This window comes from Nocardia sp. NPDC050718 (assembly GCF_040654235.1).
GTDB lineage: Bacteria > Actinomycetota > Actinomycetes > Mycobacteriales > Mycobacteriaceae > Nocardia.
The window spans coordinates 495,129-508,482 of record NZ_JBFAHQ010000005.1 but is presented as its reverse complement, the minus strand read 5'-3'; the positions used below and the strand labels follow the sequence as shown (position 1 = coordinate 508,482).

Sequence of the window (13,354 nt, the reverse complement as noted above, 5' to 3'; positions counted from 1 at the left end):
CCCCCGCTACCGAAAGGAACCCCATGACCGACACCGACGAATCGACAACCCCCACCGCGGCAACACCATCGCGTAGCCGGAATCGCACCACCTCGATCGTGGTCGCCCTGGCCGTCGCCTTCGGCATCGGCGGAACAGCCGCCGGTGGGTACTTCGGCTGGCAGCACCACCGTGCCGGGGAACTCGACCGGGCGCGCACCGAGGCGCGGGCGGCGGCCTGCGCCTACGGCTCGGTGCTGTCGACCTACAACGCCACCGATCTCGATGCCTACTTCGCCGCCGTGCTCGACCGGGCCACCGGCGACTGGAAACAGGAATTCGAGTCCACCAGTGCCGATCTGCGCGAGGTGCTGATCCAGGGTCGGGTGCAGTCGACGGCGGGCACCGTCGACTGCGCGATCGCCACCAGTGACACCGACACCGCCGAGGCGATCGTCGTCGTCGACCAGTCCATCGCCAGTGTCGGGACGCAGCAGCAGCCCCGCCGCGGTCAGCTGTCGATCACCCTGTCGCTGACCAAGTCCGGCGACCGATGGCTGACCAGCAAAGTCTCCTCGCCCCTGCTGCGCCCTGCCCCGTGACACCCGTGATGTGGCTCGTTCTCCTCGGTTCCGCGCTCGGCGCGTTCCTCGTGGCCGCGGGTGGCGGACTTGTCGTCCTCCTCGTCCTGCAACGCCGCGCCGTCCGCCTGCGCGCCACCGAGATCGCGCCGGTCGACGACCCGACGATCCAGCTGCTCGAATCCCGGCGCCCGACCTTCCAGATGACGGTCGAGCAGCACTTCCCCGCCATGCCCTGGGAGGTGTGGTCCGCCCTCGAAGACGGGGCCTTCACCTGGATCCCGATGATCGACGGCGTCAGCTACCGCGACCAGGCGCGTGGTCCCGGCACCGTCCGCACCCTCGACGCCATCGTCTTCGCCGCCGCGGAACAGGTCACCCGCCGCGATCCGCACACCCGCCTGAGCGTGGCCGCCGTCAAGACCTCGATCCCGCTGCTCGTCGAGTCCTACACCATGGAGTTCCAGCTCACCGAAACACCGGACGGCGCAACGCTTCTCCGGTGGACGATCGCGGGCAGGCCCGCCGTCTTCGCCTTCGTCCCATTGAGCTGGACGGCGCCCTTCCTCCGTCCGTTCGTCCAGGTCGTCCTCGGGCGATGGGCGAACTACTACCGCTGAGAAGGTGACCGTGAATCCGGTGCCGAACTACGCCGCCGGGGCCTTCGTCGACGGCCGCATCGTGACCGAGATGGTCGCTACCTGTGGTCTGCCCTGTGGCTGGCGGGGAGTGTCCGACCGGACCACGATGACCTGAGCTCAGCAGGTGCTCGGCGCCGGTTTGTCGGCGAAACGGTCGGCCAGGTAGGTCAGGGCCGTGGGTAGTCCGACCATGGCTTCGGTGCCGTGCTCGCCGATCGGATGCTCGACGACTTCGACGGGAATGCCGGTGGCACAGTAGTTCCCGGCCAAGGCCCGGGCCGCCGCCACGGGAGCGAATTCGTCGGCGACGGCGTGGTAGATCAGAGTCGGCGCGGTGGGTGCGCCCGGGCGGTACCGGGGGCTGGCACGCCGCACCACCGCGTTCAATTCGGGGTTGTTCGTGATCGATCCGGGCCACGCCTCCAACGCGGCCGCGTCGAGAAAGGGATACCCGACGGCGGCGTCGGTCAGGCACTCCGCGTCGACGGCTGCCATCACGCCGCGGCCGTATTCGTTGAGGTACCGGGAGATATCGGCGTCCGGGTAGGACCGGTTCAACCCCGCCAGCCCGATCACGACGGCTCCGCCGAGGGCGCTACCGCTGAAGCCGGACAGGGTGGCCTCGAGATCCGCCACGGTCCCGCCCAGTGCCACCCCGGTCACCCGGAGCTCCGGGGCATAGGTGCGCTGCGCTTGCGCCGCGATGGCGCTGGCCTGCGCCCCGCCGGAGTATCCCCACAGGCCGATCGGCGCCGCGGGATCGATCCCCGCGGGCGTGAACGCCGTGGCGGCGCGGATGCCGTCCAGCACGCCGCGGGCGTACCCGTCGGCGCCGAACAGATCGGAGTCGGGCCCCTGGAAGTCCGGCACGACCACGGCCCACCCCTGTTCCAGCGCGAACCGGATCATGCCGGTCTCGGTGTACGCGTTGCTCGGAACGCGGTTCAGCCCGCCGCGCAGCGCGTACGAGGGAGTGCATTTCGCGCCGACACCGTCTTCGGCGACCTGGTACGACAGCAGCGGACGCGGACCACTTCCGGTCCATTCGCGCTGCGGCACAAGAACTGTCGCGATGTAGGCGCGAGGCGCCCCATGATTGTCGATCGTCTTGTACTGCACCTGCCACGCGCGCGCGGGCAGCGGCTGCCCGAACGACTCCGGTTCGATCACCCGGGACGCGAGCACCGCCCCGTCGGCCACCCCCGCGAGACCGCCGGGCTCGACGTAGAACGAATCCTGTTCCGGCGGCGGCACTGCCGCGGCCGCTCCCGCGCACGCGACCACCAGCGCGAACGCCACACCGGCGACCGCCGCCCGCATCGCCGCGATCTCCACTACCCGCATTGCCCGCTCCCACCCCTGGAACCTGTTCTAGTTCGAGCGAGCGTAGTGCATTCGACGGGCCACTGGACCGGGTAGCGGGAAGGCCCTCGCCGATGCCGGTTCGGTAACGCAACTGTTGGGCTGTCGCCCGCCCGCTGTGCGGTGTGGGCAGCGGGTATCCGAAGGGAATGGTCGATGCTGACCAGGAGAAGTTTCATGATTCGTGCGGCCGGGACCACGGCGGCGGCGGTGCGATGCCGGGGCTCTGCATCGCCGCACACCAGTGGCACCTGGCCTGCGAATTCGGCAACCGGATCGGCGCGTACCTGCGCTGATCGTCGCTCGACGGGCCCGTTCGCCGCCGGGAAACGCGGGCTCCGGTCGTGTGGTCACCGGCGGGTGGTCGAGTCCTCGCCGTCGGCCGGATCGGCCGCAGTCGCGTCGCGGCGTCGGATGGCGTCCAGACTGAACCGAGCCCAGCGGATGTTCTCCTGTTCGAAGGCGATGCCGCGCAACAGGGTCAGGTAGGGGCCGATGTGCGCGGATTCGCTGAGGTAGGCCTGCTCGCTGCGGCCTGCGAGCAGGCGGGTTCGCGACCGTTCGTAGCGGGCGAGCTTCGCCTCCGCCCAGCCGATGCGCTCGATCAGGACCGCGGCCACGGCGGGGGCGTCGCCGGAGTCCATGCCCTGCACCTTGACCAGCATCTCGTCGCGGATGACGGTGGGTTTGGTCGAGTCGGCGATGAAGGCGCGCAGGGCCTCCCGGCCGGATTCGGTGATCGAATGCAGCCGCTTGTTCGGGCGCTTCTCCTGCTCGACCACCCGCGCCTCGATGAGGCCGTCGGCCGTCATCCGCTCGAGCTCCTTGTACAGCTGCTGGGGGGTCGCCATCCAGTAGTTCGCGACCGCCGCGTCGAAGAGCTTGGCCAGGTCGTAGCCGGACGCCTCGCCTTCCATCAGCGTGGCCAGTACCGCATGTCGTAACGCCATCGGCCGATTCTACAGGATTGAACTATTCAATTCTGACACTGATAGCGCCACCCTGGACAGCGATGTCGACGCGGGATAGCCTCGATCAAATCTATTCAATTATTTGCTTAGGAGGAACGGATGCATCAACGATTTCGGGCCGCGGTCGAGGCGAGGAATCTCGACAACGTGGAAGAGTTGCTGGCCGACGATGTGGTGTTCACCAGCCCGGTGGCGTTCGCCCCGTACCCCGGCAAGGCGGTGACGGCGGCGATCCTGCGCGGGGTGCTGCGCGTGTTCGAGGACTTCCGCTACGTGCGCGAGATCGGCGACCCGGCGAGCCGTGACCACGCGCTGGTGTTCGAGGCCACCGTGAACGGCTTGCAGCTGACGGGCTGCGACTTCCTGCACTTCGACGCCGACGGCAGGATCGACGAGTTCACGGTGATGGTGCGACCGCTCTCGGCGGCCCAGGCGCTGGCCGCCCGGATGGCCGAGCAGTACCCGCGCATCCAGGAGGAAGCCCGCGCGGCGATCGAGAGTCAGGCTTCGGCGTGAGCGATCCGTCGTTCGCCCGCTACGTCGCGCTGGGGGACAGTCAGTCCGAAGGGGTCGGCGACGGCACCGACGACACCGGGCTGATCGGCCTCGCCGACCGGCTCGCGATCGCGATGGCGCGGTCGAATCCCGACGTGCGGTACGCGAATCTGGCAGTGCGCGGGAAGCTCGCGGGCCAGGTGCGCCACGAGCAGCTCGAGGCCGCGCTGGCGCTGCGCCCCGATGTCGCCACGGTGATCGCCGGCGTGAACGACCTGCTCCGCCCGGACTTCGACGCGAGCGCGGTGGGCCGCCACCTCGACGCGATGTTCGCGGCCCTGATCGCGCAGGGCGCGGTGGTGGCGACGGTGACCGTCCCCGACATCACCCGGATCAACCCCGTGACCAGGCCCCTCGGTGGCCGCGTCGTCGCGCTCAACGAGGAGATCCGCGCCGTGGCGCGACGACACGGCGTCCTCGTGGCGGAAACCGCCGCCCACCCGGTGTGCACCGATCCGCGCATGTGGTCGTGGGATCGCCTGCACGCCAGTGCGCTCGGGCACCAGCGCATCGCGGACGCGCTGGCCGAAGTGCTGGATCTGCCGGGATCCGGCAGTGGCTGGACCGAGCCGTTGCCGCCCGACCCGGCCCAGCGGGGTGTGGTGGCCGCCGTCGCCACCGAAATCCGCTGGGTGACAGGATTTCTCGCGCCGTGGGTGCTGCGGCGGCTCACCGGCAAGTCGTCCGGCGACGGCCGGGTGGCCAAGCGGCCGACCTTGACTCCGGTCGAGGCGCGGCCCGACGCGGTCACGCTGGATTCGCCCGCGTAGGTCGCGGCCTCCCCGCATCGGGGGCACGGGCGCGTCACCACCATCGGGGACGCGCCCGGCAAGGCGGGTTCGGACGGTCGCGAGGCGCTCCGATCAGCCGCAGCAGCCGGCGCCGGACGCCACGGCCTTCTCCTTGGCCTGGCTGCCGCAGCACGCGCCCTCGGCCTCGGCTTCGGCGGCGGTGCCGCAGCACACCTCGACCGCCTCGGCGTCGGCACGGCCGAGTTCGGGTGCGGTGCCGAAGGTTTCGCTGTCGGCCAGCACGGTGTAGACCTCCCATCGCTCGGTGCCCGGACCGGTCACCCACACCTTGTCCTGGGTGGCGAAGCAACACGTGGTCGCGATCTGCTCCTCGGTGAACAGTCCGGCGTCCGAGAGTCGGGCGATCTCGCCGTGCACCTGCTCGGAGGTTTCGACCTCGACGCCGAGGTGGTTGATGGACCCGCCCTGTCCGGCGTTCTCGATCAGGACGAGCTTGAGCGGGGGATCGGTGATGGCGAAGTTGGCGTAGCCGGGCTTGCGCTTGGCCGGTTCGGTGTCGAACAGGGTCGAGTAGAACCGCACGGCGGTGTCGAGGTCGTCGACATTGAGGGCGAGCTGGATGCGAGACATGATCGAACCTCCACTTGTGTGACATATATCGAAGAACTTCTGCTGCCGAGTCTGCTTACCTTTTCGACATATGTCAATACCGCGGGTAGTGTCGATGTCATGCCCAAGGCGCTACCCGTGATCGACATGTCCGCCCCGGTCTGCTGCGCCCCCGTCGCGGCGGGACCGGTCGACGACGCCGCCGCGCTCGAAGTGGCGTTGCGGCTCAAGGCGATCGCCGACCCGGTCCGGGTCCGGCTGCTGTCGCTGCTGCTCACCGCCCCGCAGGGGGAACGCAACGGCGGCGATCTGGCCGCCGAGGTCGGCCTGGGTGAGTCCACGGTCTCCCATCACCTCGGCCAGCTCCGCAAGGCGGGCCTGGTGGAATCCGAGCGGCGCGGAATGAACACCTTCCACCGCGCCCGCCGCGACGCCCTCTCCGCGCTCTGCGTGGTCCTCGATCCCAACTGCTGCACCTGATCGGGCGCCGCCCGAGTGCGGCTCGAGGTCGGGTTCAGGCGGTGAGCAGCGCTATCAGGGGAAGCGGCGTCAGGACCACGAGCAGGATCGTCACGGTCTTCGCCAAGCGTGTCCGGCCCGGGCCCGGCGCGACGACAAACGGCGCGGCTACCGCGACCACGGCGGCGGCGGGGAAGGCGAGCACGGTGCCGGCGATGAGTTCGTAGCCGTGGGGATCGGTCAGCGGATCGGTCGACAGCCGCGAGCGCAGTGCGATGTACACGCACCGCAGCAAGATCAGGCCCGCTACGGCGACGATGGCGCCGGCCGCGACCGCGATCGGCAGCCGCCATCGCGTGCTCGGTGCGCGTCTCGTTCCCATCGTTTCCTCCCCGCTTCGACGGGTGTGTTCGAACCCGCGCCCGTGTTGCTGCCGGTCCGGGGCACCCACACCGATAGTGCTCTGCTACAGCATCTTCCGGTAGTACACGACGCGTTCGCGTTCGGTGAAGCCGAGGGCGGCGTGCATCTGCTGCCCCGTGGCATTGCCCAGCAGGGCGTCGGAACCGAATTCGGAGCAGCCCTGGTCTCGGCCCCAGGTCTCCAGCGCTTCGCACAGAGCGCGCGCTACTCCGCCGCGCCGGTGCGCGGGAACGACGTAGAGCCCTTCGAGAAAGGCGACCGGTGAGGTCTCGCATCCGTTGACGTAGTCGTGGCGCAGGGTGACCTCGCCGAAGCCGACGGCCGTGCCGTGCTCGTCTCGGGCCAGAAACGCGGCGGCGGCGCGCGAGCCGTCGTAGTGCTCGCCGGCATCGGCGCGGTGCTCGTCGACGGAACTGTCGGGCCACAGGTCCGCGCGCAGGGCCGCCAGCTCGTCCAGATCGTCCGCCCCGCAGGGGTGTATCCGCATATCCGCACTGTATGGCTAGCATGGCGGCCATGATCGAATCTGCCCGATTTGTCTCTTTTGTCAGGAGTTGGCGTCGGTGAACACGCGCACGGTCTCCCGCCGCACCAGGATTCTGACCACGCTGGCCACGGTGCTCGTCATCGTGGTCGGCGCCGTGGTGCTGGCCGCGGCCCGCACTGACGACCGCGCTCCGGTGCCGGGAGCCGCCGCGACCGATCAACCCGCGATGGCGGTCCGGCCGGACAGTCATCGGCTGTCGGACCCCGCCGGGGCGCGGGTGACGCTGGTGGAGTTCCTGGACTTCGAGTGCGAGGCCTGCGGGGCCATGTATCCGGCCATGGAGCGACTACGCGCCGAGTACGGCGATCGCGTCAGCTTCGTTGTGCGCTATTTCCCCATTCCGGCGCACGTCAACTCGGGGCGCGCGGCTCGTGCCGCCGAGGCGGCGGCGCGGCAGGGCCGGTTCGAGCGGATGTATCAACGCCTGTTCGAAACGCAGGCCGACTGGGGCGAGAAGCGCGTGGCCCAGGACGCCGTGTTCCGGAACCTGGCCGCCGAAATCGGCTTGGACATGGCAGCTTTCGATTCCGCCTACGCCGACCCCGCGACGGCGGCGCGCGTGCAGGCGGACTTCGACGACGGGCTGACGCTGGGCGTGGCGGGCACCCCCAGCTTCTTCCTCAACGGCGAGAAGATCACGGTCAGCGGTTCACGCGACCTGGCCGCCGCTCTGGACGCGGCGCTGCGATGACGGTCGCCAAGTCGGTCTGATCGGGCGGCGACCCGGCTGAATCCGCGTGCGCATCGGCCGGTGCGGCGACCAGATCGTCGTGGTCGGGAGGTGACGCGACAGCGGCGCGGCGGCGGGTGCGGAGGTAGAGCCAGTGCAGCACCGCCAGGCCCACCAGGCCGGCGGCAGCCGTCGCGGCGCCGATCTTCCAGCCCGGTGGGCGCCACGTCAGTTCGAGAACCGCGTTGTCGGTGCCCGCGGGAATGTCGACCGCGGTGATCGATTTCGCGACGGTCGTGATCGGGACGGGCTTTCCGTCGAGCGTGGCCCGGTAGCCGGGCCAGGCCAGGCGGGCGAACACGATCCGGCCGCCGTTGGTGGAACTGACCCGCAGCGTGCTCGACATATCGGCTTCGGAGAGCGAGGTCGCCGACACTCCGCGCAGGGCGGAGACCCGGCCGTTGGCCGTCGACACCGCGCCGCCATCGCGTTCCAGCACCCAGATGTAGCGCTCGTGATCCGGGTAGCGGACGAAATGCCATCCGGTGGGCGCGGATTGGTTGCCCGCTTCGGGGAACAGTGCCTTCTGCAGCACCACCCGATCCAGCAGCATCAGATCGACCAGGGGCCGCCCGGTCGTCGACTCGGGGGCGAACATGCGGCGATAGGCATCGGGGCACACGCTCGAATCCCAGCGCATGCACAGCAGTTCACCGAAATAGAAATGGCCGGTCGGGGTGTAGCCGTTTACGTAGTCGAGCTCGAGTGATTTGGCGTAGTTGCCGAATACCAGGGACCCGTACGCGCCGTCGAGGCTCTTGTCACCGGGCTGCAGCAGCGCGCGGTCGGCGAGCTGGATCGTGGTCCCGGGCAGGTCGGGGAACACCGCCTTGGCCTCGGCACGGCTGGTCGGCAGGTTGTAGGACATGATGTTGGGCAGGGCGTGACCCACCTGATAGAAGGCGATCGGGAACATCACCGCGATGGTCGCCGCGCACGCGGCCGCGGTGTTGCGATGCCGCGCGAGCCAGTAGACGCCCGCGCCCGCCGCGGCGACGAACCCCGCGGCCACACCGTGGCTGATCCAGTCGGCGGGATCCGCGGAGGCGGTGCGAATCCACAGCAAGCCGATCAGCACGCCGGCGGCGATGCCGCGCGCCCGCGCGTTGGCGGTGGTGCCGAAGCGTCCGACCAGCACACAGACCAGGACGAGCAGACCGATCGCGAGCATCGGCAGCACCCGCGCGGGCCACCGGAGCGGGCCGATGGTGCCGGGGCCCGCCGTCCACATCAGCATCATGATCGTGAACAGGGCCACGGTGGTGAGTTCGCGCCAGTGGCGGCGGGCGCGGTCCCAGTCGACGAACGCCAGGATCGGGATGAGGAACCACGCGACATAGGTGACCGGGAACGGCTGGATATAGCCCCACCAGGTGGTGAACGCCGGTGACACCGTCGGCAGGCTCGCGTTGAGGGATTCCGACCACGGCACCGCGAGGAAATTGTCGTTGTTGATCTGCGCTGTACCGCGCCAGGTGACTTTCGCCGAGAGCATCGAGGGGAGGAAGGTGAGCAGCCCGGCCAGGCCAGCGCACGCCGACACGGCCGTCAGCCGCAGGACCGATCGCCAGTCGCCCCGGGAGACCAATTCGCCGACGGCGATGGCGAACAACATCAGCACGGCCTCGACGGCGGGGAAGATGTATTGCGTCGAGATCGTCAGGTACAGGAAGACGAAGACGGGGATCGGTCCGCCGTCACCGCGGGTGTAGCGCACGGCCGAGGCCCAGGCCAGCAGCATCCAGGCGGTTCCGGTCAGCGCCGTCATCCAGCTGGCCTGGTCGAAGAAGAGGAAGAACCCGGACAGCGGGAACGCGACACCGGCGACGGCGCTCCACGCGGGAGCCGCTCGATAGACCAGGCAGATCCGGTAGACGCCGAGCGCGCACAGAATCGAGAACACCAGCTTGACGACCGTGGCGTAGACGGCCATGTTGTCCACCGACGGCGCGATGACGTCGATCAGCAGCTGCACGGGGTTGAACAGGCCCGCGTCGTCCATGGTGTTGTTGCCCGACATCCACTGGTTGGGCCACAGCGCGGGGAAATCGCCCGCGCGCAGCGAGCGCCCGAGCCCGACCCACAAGCCGGTGTACTGGGATTCGGTGTCGTCGAGGTAGTAGTGGCGCGGGTCGGCCAGCAGCACCGCCAGGTAGCCGACGATCGTGCCGACGACGGTGACGATGCCCCAGCGAATCCTCCCGGATCGGGAGAACGGTTCTCCGGCTTCGCGTTCGCGGGATTCGGAGCCAGTGGGGTCAGCCGCCGTGATCGGTACAGCTCTGTCGGTCACGCAGCAGACCCTACAGCGATGGGCGGCACTCGGCAGGGGACGCGATGGCGGTGCCCGCGGTGGTCAGGACGCCGAGGTGACATGGGCCCGCGGGTGCGGTGTGAGCACATACAGCTGCTCGCGGCCGCCGGCGATGAGGCTGGTCGACGCGATGCGGTCGGCATAGCGCGCGAGTGCCCGGTCGAGGGTGTCGCGGGTGAATCGGTGCGCCTGAGCGCCCTCGCCCGCGTCGGTGAACCGGCCCGACAATCGCGCGAGAGTCCGGTTGGAACTGGTGGTGAGATTGCGGATCGGTTCGGCGATGATCACCTGCTCGCGGGCGGCCTCGAGCATGCGCCGGACGACCGGGTCGGGGTCGGGCAGGAAGTGGTAGAGGCTGGCCTGCATGACGACGTAGTCGGCGCGAGGCAGCGCGGTGTCTTCCCTGAGGTTCCAGACGAGGCCGTCTCCGCCCGCGGCGACCACCCGGTCGACGAAGCGTTCGTTGATGTCGAAACCCTTGTAGCGGACCGACTTTCCGCGCAGGTAGCGGGTGTAGAGGGTGGCCGGGCCGCAGCACAGGTCGAGGACCTCGGCTCCGTCGGGGATCAACGCGGCGATCGCTTCGAATCGGGCTCCGTAGTGGCGGCCGTAGAGCCCGCGCATGAGGAGGTTGTAGACAGACGTGTGCCGATAGATGACGCTGGTGGTGCTCACAGATTTTCCTGCTCGGGGTGACTGCGTGAATGCGCTGCCGACGGCGGGCGCGAACGGTGTCTGGTCGTGGCGTCGACCCGACGGTGTGCGGCTACGGGTGGTCCGTCGAGTGGACGGTGACGTGGTGGAAACGGTCGGCCGGGGCGTGAGTCTCATCGGTGCGAGCGCTTCATCGCGCCGCAGCCGGATCGGTTGCGCACCACGATATTGCGAGCCTGGGGCGGCGGCAACGCGAAAGCGTGATTGTCCTCGGCTCGTCGACTCCGGTTCATCCAGTGCCCGTCGCGTCGGACCGAATACGAGGGACCGGGGTGCGAGCGTTCCGCAAGTGCTCCGAATATGCTGCCTATCGTGTCGAATCTGCGGATCAGTGAAGTTGCGGCCTTGATGGGTGTCAGTGACGACACCGTGCGCCGGTATATCGACCAGGGGCGGCTCACCGCGATCCAGCTCGACAGCGGGCGCAAGGGTGTCGAGGGTCGTGTGCTGGCGGAATTCCTGCGACACAATGCGGAGGCGCCGGAGCCGGGGATCACGGTCGCGTCCTCGGCGCGCAATCGCCTGCGCGGGATCGTCACGCGGATCGTGAAGGACACCGTGATGGCGCAGGTCGAGATGCAGGCCGGGCCGTTTCAGCTGGTGTCGCTGATGAGCCGCGATTCGGTCGACGAGCTCGGGCTCGAGGTCGGCAGTATCGCGGTGGCCTCGGTCAAGTCGACGCATGTCGTCGTCGAAGTTCCGGAAAGCTGACGAGGTCGATCGTGCGGGCCGGATCATGACCCGGGTCGCCCGGCGGCGGGCCGTGCGCGGCAGACGGCCGCTGATCCTGCTGGTGCCCGCCGTGTGCGGGCTGGTCTTTCTGACCCTGCCGCTGCTCGGCCTGCTGCTGCGGACGCCGTGGCGGACCCTGCCGGAGCGGTTGAGCAGTCCCGAGGTCTGGCAGGCGCTGCGGCTCTCGCTGATCTGCGCCAGCTCGGCGACCCTGGTGTGCCTGGTGCTCGGCATCCCGCTGGCGTGGTTGCTCGCGCGCGGCGAGGTGCGCGGTCAGCGGTTCGTCCGTGCGCTGGTCACGGTGCCGCTCGTGCTGCCGCCGGTCGTCGGCGGTGTGGCGCTGCTGCTGGTGCTGGGGCGACGCGGTCTGGTCGGCCGATACCTCTACGAATGGTTCGGTTTCTCGCTGCCGTTCACCACCGCCGGCGTGATCGTGGCCGAGGCGTTCGTCGCGATGCCGTTCCTGGTGATCTCGGTGGAGGGTGCGCTGCGCGGCGCCGATCCACGCTACGAGGAGGCCGCCGCCACCCTCGGCGCGTCGCGGTGGCTGACCTTCCGCCGGGTCACGCTGCCCTCGGTGCTGCCCGGCGTCGTCGCGGGCGCGGTGCTGTGCTGGGCGCGGGCGCTCGGCGAGTTCGGCGCGACCATCACCTTCGCGGGCAGCTATCCCGGGACGACCACGACCATGCCGCTGGCCGTCTACCTCGCCTTGGAAACCGATCCCGAGGACGCGATCGTGCTCAGTGTCGTGCTGCTCGCGGTGTCGGTGGCGGTGCTGGTCGCCCTGCGGGACCGGTGGACGCGGGGTGCCCTTTGACCCTCACCGCCGACATCCGCGTCACCCGCGCGTCGTTCGAACTCGACATCGCCATCGAGGTCGCCCCGGGCGAGGTCGTCGCCCTGCTGGGACCCAACGGCGCGGGCAAGACCACCGCCCTGCGGGCGCTGGCCGGGCTCACCCCGCTCACCGGCGGGCGGATCGTCCTCGACGACCACGTCTGGGACGCGCCGCCGGACCGGTTCGTCCCGGCGGAACGACGCGAGGTCGGCGTCGTGTTCCAGGACTATCTGCTGTTCGCGCACATGAGCGCCCAGGACAACGTCGCCTTCGGCCCGCGCGCTCGCGGACAGCACCGCACCACCGCCCGGGCCGCGGCGGGCGCCTGGCTCGAACGCGTCGGCCTAGGCGACCACCTGCACGCGAAACCCCGGGCGCTGTCGGGCGGTCAGGCCCAGCGCGTCGCGCTCGCGCGGGCCCTGGTGACCGACCCGGCCCTGCTGCTGCTCGACGAACCGCTGGCCGCGCTCGATGCGGGCACCCGGCTGCAGGTTCGCTCCGAACTGGCCCATCACCTCGGCGACTACCCCGGCCACACCGTGCTGGTCACCCACGACCCCTTCGACGCGATGGTCCTGGCCGACCGGCTGATCATCATCGAGAACGGTGCCGTCGTCCAGCAGGGTGCGCCGAGCGAGGTCGCCCGCCGCCCCCGCACCGACTACGTCGCCGACCTGGTCGGCCTCAACCTCTATCGGGGCACGGCCGCGGGCACCACGGTCGACCTCGGCGGCGGCGCGGCCTTCACCATCGCTGAACCCGCGCACGGCCCGGTCCACGTGTCGTTCGCCCCCACCGCGGTCAGCCTGTATCCCGAACGCCCCAGCGGCAGCCCGCGCAACACCTGGCAGGTCACCGTCACCGGCCTCGAACAGCACGCGCACACCACCCGCGTCCGGCTCGACGGCGCCCCGCCGGTCCTGGCCGAGATCACTCCGGCGACCGTCGCCGACCTGCGCCTGCACAGCGGAGCGCGGCTGTGGGCCTCGGTGAAAGCGACCGAGATCCACACCTATCCCGCGTGATCGACACCGTCCGGAGTCGCGGCCGCCGCCACGTCCACACGCCTTCGACCCTGCGCGCAGCCGTAGCGGAACCCAGTTCGGGCGCCGGTCGGATCCGAGATGCCGATATTCGCAGTTGAAGT

18 protein-coding genes are annotated in these 13,354 nt (G+C 69.7%); 11 read left to right on the top strand and 7 right to left on the bottom strand.

The window, feature by feature from the left end; translation table 11 throughout:
- The first annotated feature begins 23 nt into the window (after window positions 1-23).
- From AB0H54_RS25140 to AB0H54_RS25130, 3 genes are read left to right on the top strand one after another with little or no spacing between them, the layout of a single operon-like run.
- Window positions 24-581 carry a hypothetical protein gene (locus AB0H54_RS25140; RefSeq protein ID WP_357348318.1) on the top strand — a complete coding sequence of 186 codons (558 nt, stop codon included), beginning with the start codon at window positions 24-26 and terminating at the stop codon, window positions 579-581.
- An 8-nt stretch (window positions 582-589) separates the two neighbouring features.
- Window positions 590-1,180: an SRPBCC family protein gene (locus tag AB0H54_RS25135; protein ID WP_357348316.1), complete on the top strand. Its 591-nt coding sequence runs from the start codon at window positions 590-592 to the stop codon at window positions 1,178-1,180.
- Between the two features lie 4 nt (window positions 1,181-1,184).
- A complete protein-coding gene (locus tag AB0H54_RS25130) occupies window positions 1,185-1,316 on the top strand; it encodes a hypothetical protein (RefSeq protein ID WP_357348314.1) in 132 nt (43 codons plus the stop codon).
- A gap of 2 nt (window positions 1,317-1,318) precedes the next feature.
- Here the strand turns inward: AB0H54_RS25130 and AB0H54_RS25125 are convergent, their stop codons facing one another.
- The gene (locus AB0H54_RS25125; RefSeq protein ID WP_357348312.1) at window positions 1,319-2,545 is read right to left on the bottom strand and encodes a lipase family protein; all 1,227 of its coding nucleotides are present in this window, start codon (window positions 2,543-2,545) and stop codon (window positions 1,319-1,321) included.
- Between the two features lie 167 nt (window positions 2,546-2,712).
- On the opposite strand from AB0H54_RS25125, the gene AB0H54_RS25120 reads away from it, so the two are divergent.
- A complete protein-coding gene (locus tag AB0H54_RS25120) occupies window positions 2,713-2,859 on the top strand; it encodes a hypothetical protein (RefSeq protein WP_357348310.1) in 147 nt (48 codons plus the stop codon).
- A 54-nt stretch (window positions 2,860-2,913) separates the two neighbouring features.
- Here AB0H54_RS25120 and AB0H54_RS25115 read toward each other — a convergent pair whose 3' ends face one another.
- Window positions 2,914-3,513, bottom strand: coding sequence for a PadR family transcriptional regulator (locus AB0H54_RS25115; protein ID WP_357348308.1), 600 nt, complete (start codon window positions 3,511-3,513; stop codon window positions 2,914-2,916).
- A gap of 120 nt (window positions 3,514-3,633) precedes the next feature.
- Here AB0H54_RS25115 and AB0H54_RS25110 point away from each other — a divergent pair, with 120 nt between their 5' ends.
- Both AB0H54_RS25110 and AB0H54_RS25105 read left to right on the top strand, forming a co-directional pair.
- A complete protein-coding gene (locus AB0H54_RS25110; protein ID WP_357348306.1) occupies window positions 3,634-4,050 on the top strand; it encodes a nuclear transport factor 2 family protein in 417 nt (138 codons plus the stop codon).
- Window positions 4,047-4,859, top strand: coding sequence for an SGNH/GDSL hydrolase family protein (locus AB0H54_RS25105; RefSeq protein ID WP_357348304.1), 813 nt, complete (start codon window positions 4,047-4,049; stop codon window positions 4,857-4,859). The genes AB0H54_RS25110 and AB0H54_RS25105 overlap by 4 nt, the downstream gene beginning before the upstream one ends.
- Window positions 4,860-4,952: 93 nt before the next feature.
- On the opposite strand, the gene AB0H54_RS25100 is transcribed toward AB0H54_RS25105, so the two are convergent.
- Window positions 4,953-5,471, bottom strand: a complete 519-nt coding sequence (locus tag AB0H54_RS25100) for an ArsI/CadI family heavy metal resistance metalloenzyme (RefSeq protein ID WP_357348302.1) — start codon at window positions 5,469-5,471, stop codon at window positions 4,953-4,955.
- 99 nt (window positions 5,472-5,570) lie between these two features.
- On the opposite strand from AB0H54_RS25100, the gene AB0H54_RS25095 reads away from it, so the two are divergent.
- Entirely contained in the window at window positions 5,571-5,930 is a 360-nt protein-coding gene (locus AB0H54_RS25095) for an Rv2640c family ArsR-like transcriptional regulator (protein ID WP_357348300.1), read from the top strand.
- 34 nt (window positions 5,931-5,964) lie between these two features.
- Here the strand turns inward: AB0H54_RS25095 and AB0H54_RS25090 are convergent, their stop codons facing one another.
- Together AB0H54_RS25090 and aac(6') are read right to left on the bottom strand one after the other, a co-directional pair.
- Window positions 5,965-6,291 (bottom strand): hypothetical protein, encoded by a 327-nt coding sequence (locus tag AB0H54_RS25090; protein ID WP_357348298.1) that lies wholly within the window; start codon window positions 6,289-6,291, stop codon window positions 5,965-5,967.
- Between the two features lie 84 nt (window positions 6,292-6,375).
- Complete coding sequence (gene aac(6'), locus AB0H54_RS25085) at window positions 6,376-6,819, bottom strand: aminoglycoside 6'-N-acetyltransferase (protein WP_357348296.1); 444 nt, start codon at window positions 6,817-6,819, stop codon at window positions 6,376-6,378.
- A gap of 76 nt (window positions 6,820-6,895) precedes the next feature.
- Here aac(6') and AB0H54_RS25080 point away from each other — a divergent pair, with 76 nt between their 5' ends.
- On the top strand, window positions 6,896-7,570 hold the full coding sequence (locus tag AB0H54_RS25080) for a thioredoxin domain-containing protein (RefSeq protein ID WP_357348294.1): 675 nt from the start codon (window positions 6,896-6,898) through the stop codon (window positions 7,568-7,570).
- Here AB0H54_RS25080 and AB0H54_RS25075 read toward each other — a convergent pair.
- On the bottom strand, window positions 7,521-9,806 hold the full coding sequence (locus AB0H54_RS25075) for a hypothetical protein (RefSeq protein ID WP_357348491.1): 2,286 nt from the start codon (window positions 9,804-9,806) through the stop codon (window positions 7,521-7,523). The two genes, AB0H54_RS25080 and AB0H54_RS25075, sit on opposite strands and share 50 nt — an antisense overlap.
- 159 nt (window positions 9,807-9,965) lie before the next feature.
- Entirely contained in the window at window positions 9,966-10,598 is a 633-nt protein-coding gene (locus tag AB0H54_RS25070) for a methionine biosynthesis protein MetW (RefSeq protein WP_357348292.1), read from the bottom strand.
- 351 nt (window positions 10,599-10,949) lie between these two features.
- On the opposite strand from AB0H54_RS25070, the gene AB0H54_RS25065 reads away from it, so the two are divergent.
- The 3 genes from AB0H54_RS25065 to AB0H54_RS25055 are packed head-to-tail and all read left to right on the top strand — an operon-like array spanning window position 10,950 to window position 13,232.
- The gene (locus AB0H54_RS25065; RefSeq protein ID WP_357348290.1) at window positions 10,950-11,348 is read left to right on the top strand and encodes a TOBE domain-containing protein; all 399 of its coding nucleotides are present in this window, start codon (window positions 10,950-10,952) and stop codon (window positions 11,346-11,348) included.
- Window positions 11,349-11,373: 25 nt separating this feature from the next.
- Window positions 11,374-12,186, top strand: coding sequence for a molybdate ABC transporter permease subunit (gene modB / locus AB0H54_RS25060; protein WP_357348489.1), 813 nt, complete (start codon window positions 11,374-11,376; stop codon window positions 12,184-12,186).
- Complete coding sequence (locus tag AB0H54_RS25055) at window positions 12,183-13,232, top strand: ABC transporter ATP-binding protein (RefSeq protein ID WP_357348288.1); 1,050 nt, start codon at window positions 12,183-12,185, stop codon at window positions 13,230-13,232. The genes modB and AB0H54_RS25055 overlap by 4 nt, the downstream gene beginning before the upstream one ends.
- Window positions 13,233-13,354 lie beyond the last annotated feature (122 nt).

Bases quoted from the DNA above. Each gene is read 5' to 3' on its own strand.
- AB0H54_RS25140 (WP_357348318.1), top strand. From the start codon at position 24: ATGACCGACACCGACGAATCGACAACCCCCACCGCGGCAACACCATCG.
- AB0H54_RS25135 (WP_357348316.1), top strand. From the start codon at position 590: ATGTGGCTCGTTCTCCTCGGTTCCGCGCTCGGCGCGTTCCTCGTGGCC.
- AB0H54_RS25125 (WP_357348312.1), bottom strand. From the start codon at position 2,545: ATGCGGGTAGTGGAGATCGCGGCGATGCGGGCGGCGGTCGCCGGTGTG.
- AB0H54_RS25120 (WP_357348310.1), top strand. From the start codon at position 2,713: ATGGTCGATGCTGACCAGGAGAAGTTTCATGATTCGTGCGGCCGGGAC.
- AB0H54_RS25115 (WP_357348308.1), bottom strand. From the start codon at position 3,513: ATGGCGTTACGACATGCGGTACTGGCCACGCTGATGGAAGGCGAGGCG.
- AB0H54_RS25110 (WP_357348306.1), top strand. From the start codon at position 3,634: ATGCATCAACGATTTCGGGCCGCGGTCGAGGCGAGGAATCTCGACAAC.
- AB0H54_RS25100 (WP_357348302.1), bottom strand. From the start codon at position 5,471: ATGTCTCGCATCCAGCTCGCCCTCAATGTCGACGACCTCGACACCGCC.
- AB0H54_RS25095 (WP_357348300.1), top strand. From the start codon at position 5,571: ATGCCCAAGGCGCTACCCGTGATCGACATGTCCGCCCCGGTCTGCTGC.
- AB0H54_RS25090 (WP_357348298.1), bottom strand. From the start codon at position 6,291: ATGGGAACGAGACGCGCACCGAGCACGCGATGGCGGCTGCCGATCGCG.
- modB (WP_357348489.1), top strand. From the start codon at position 11,374: ATGACCCGGGTCGCCCGGCGGCGGGCCGTGCGCGGCAGACGGCCGCTG.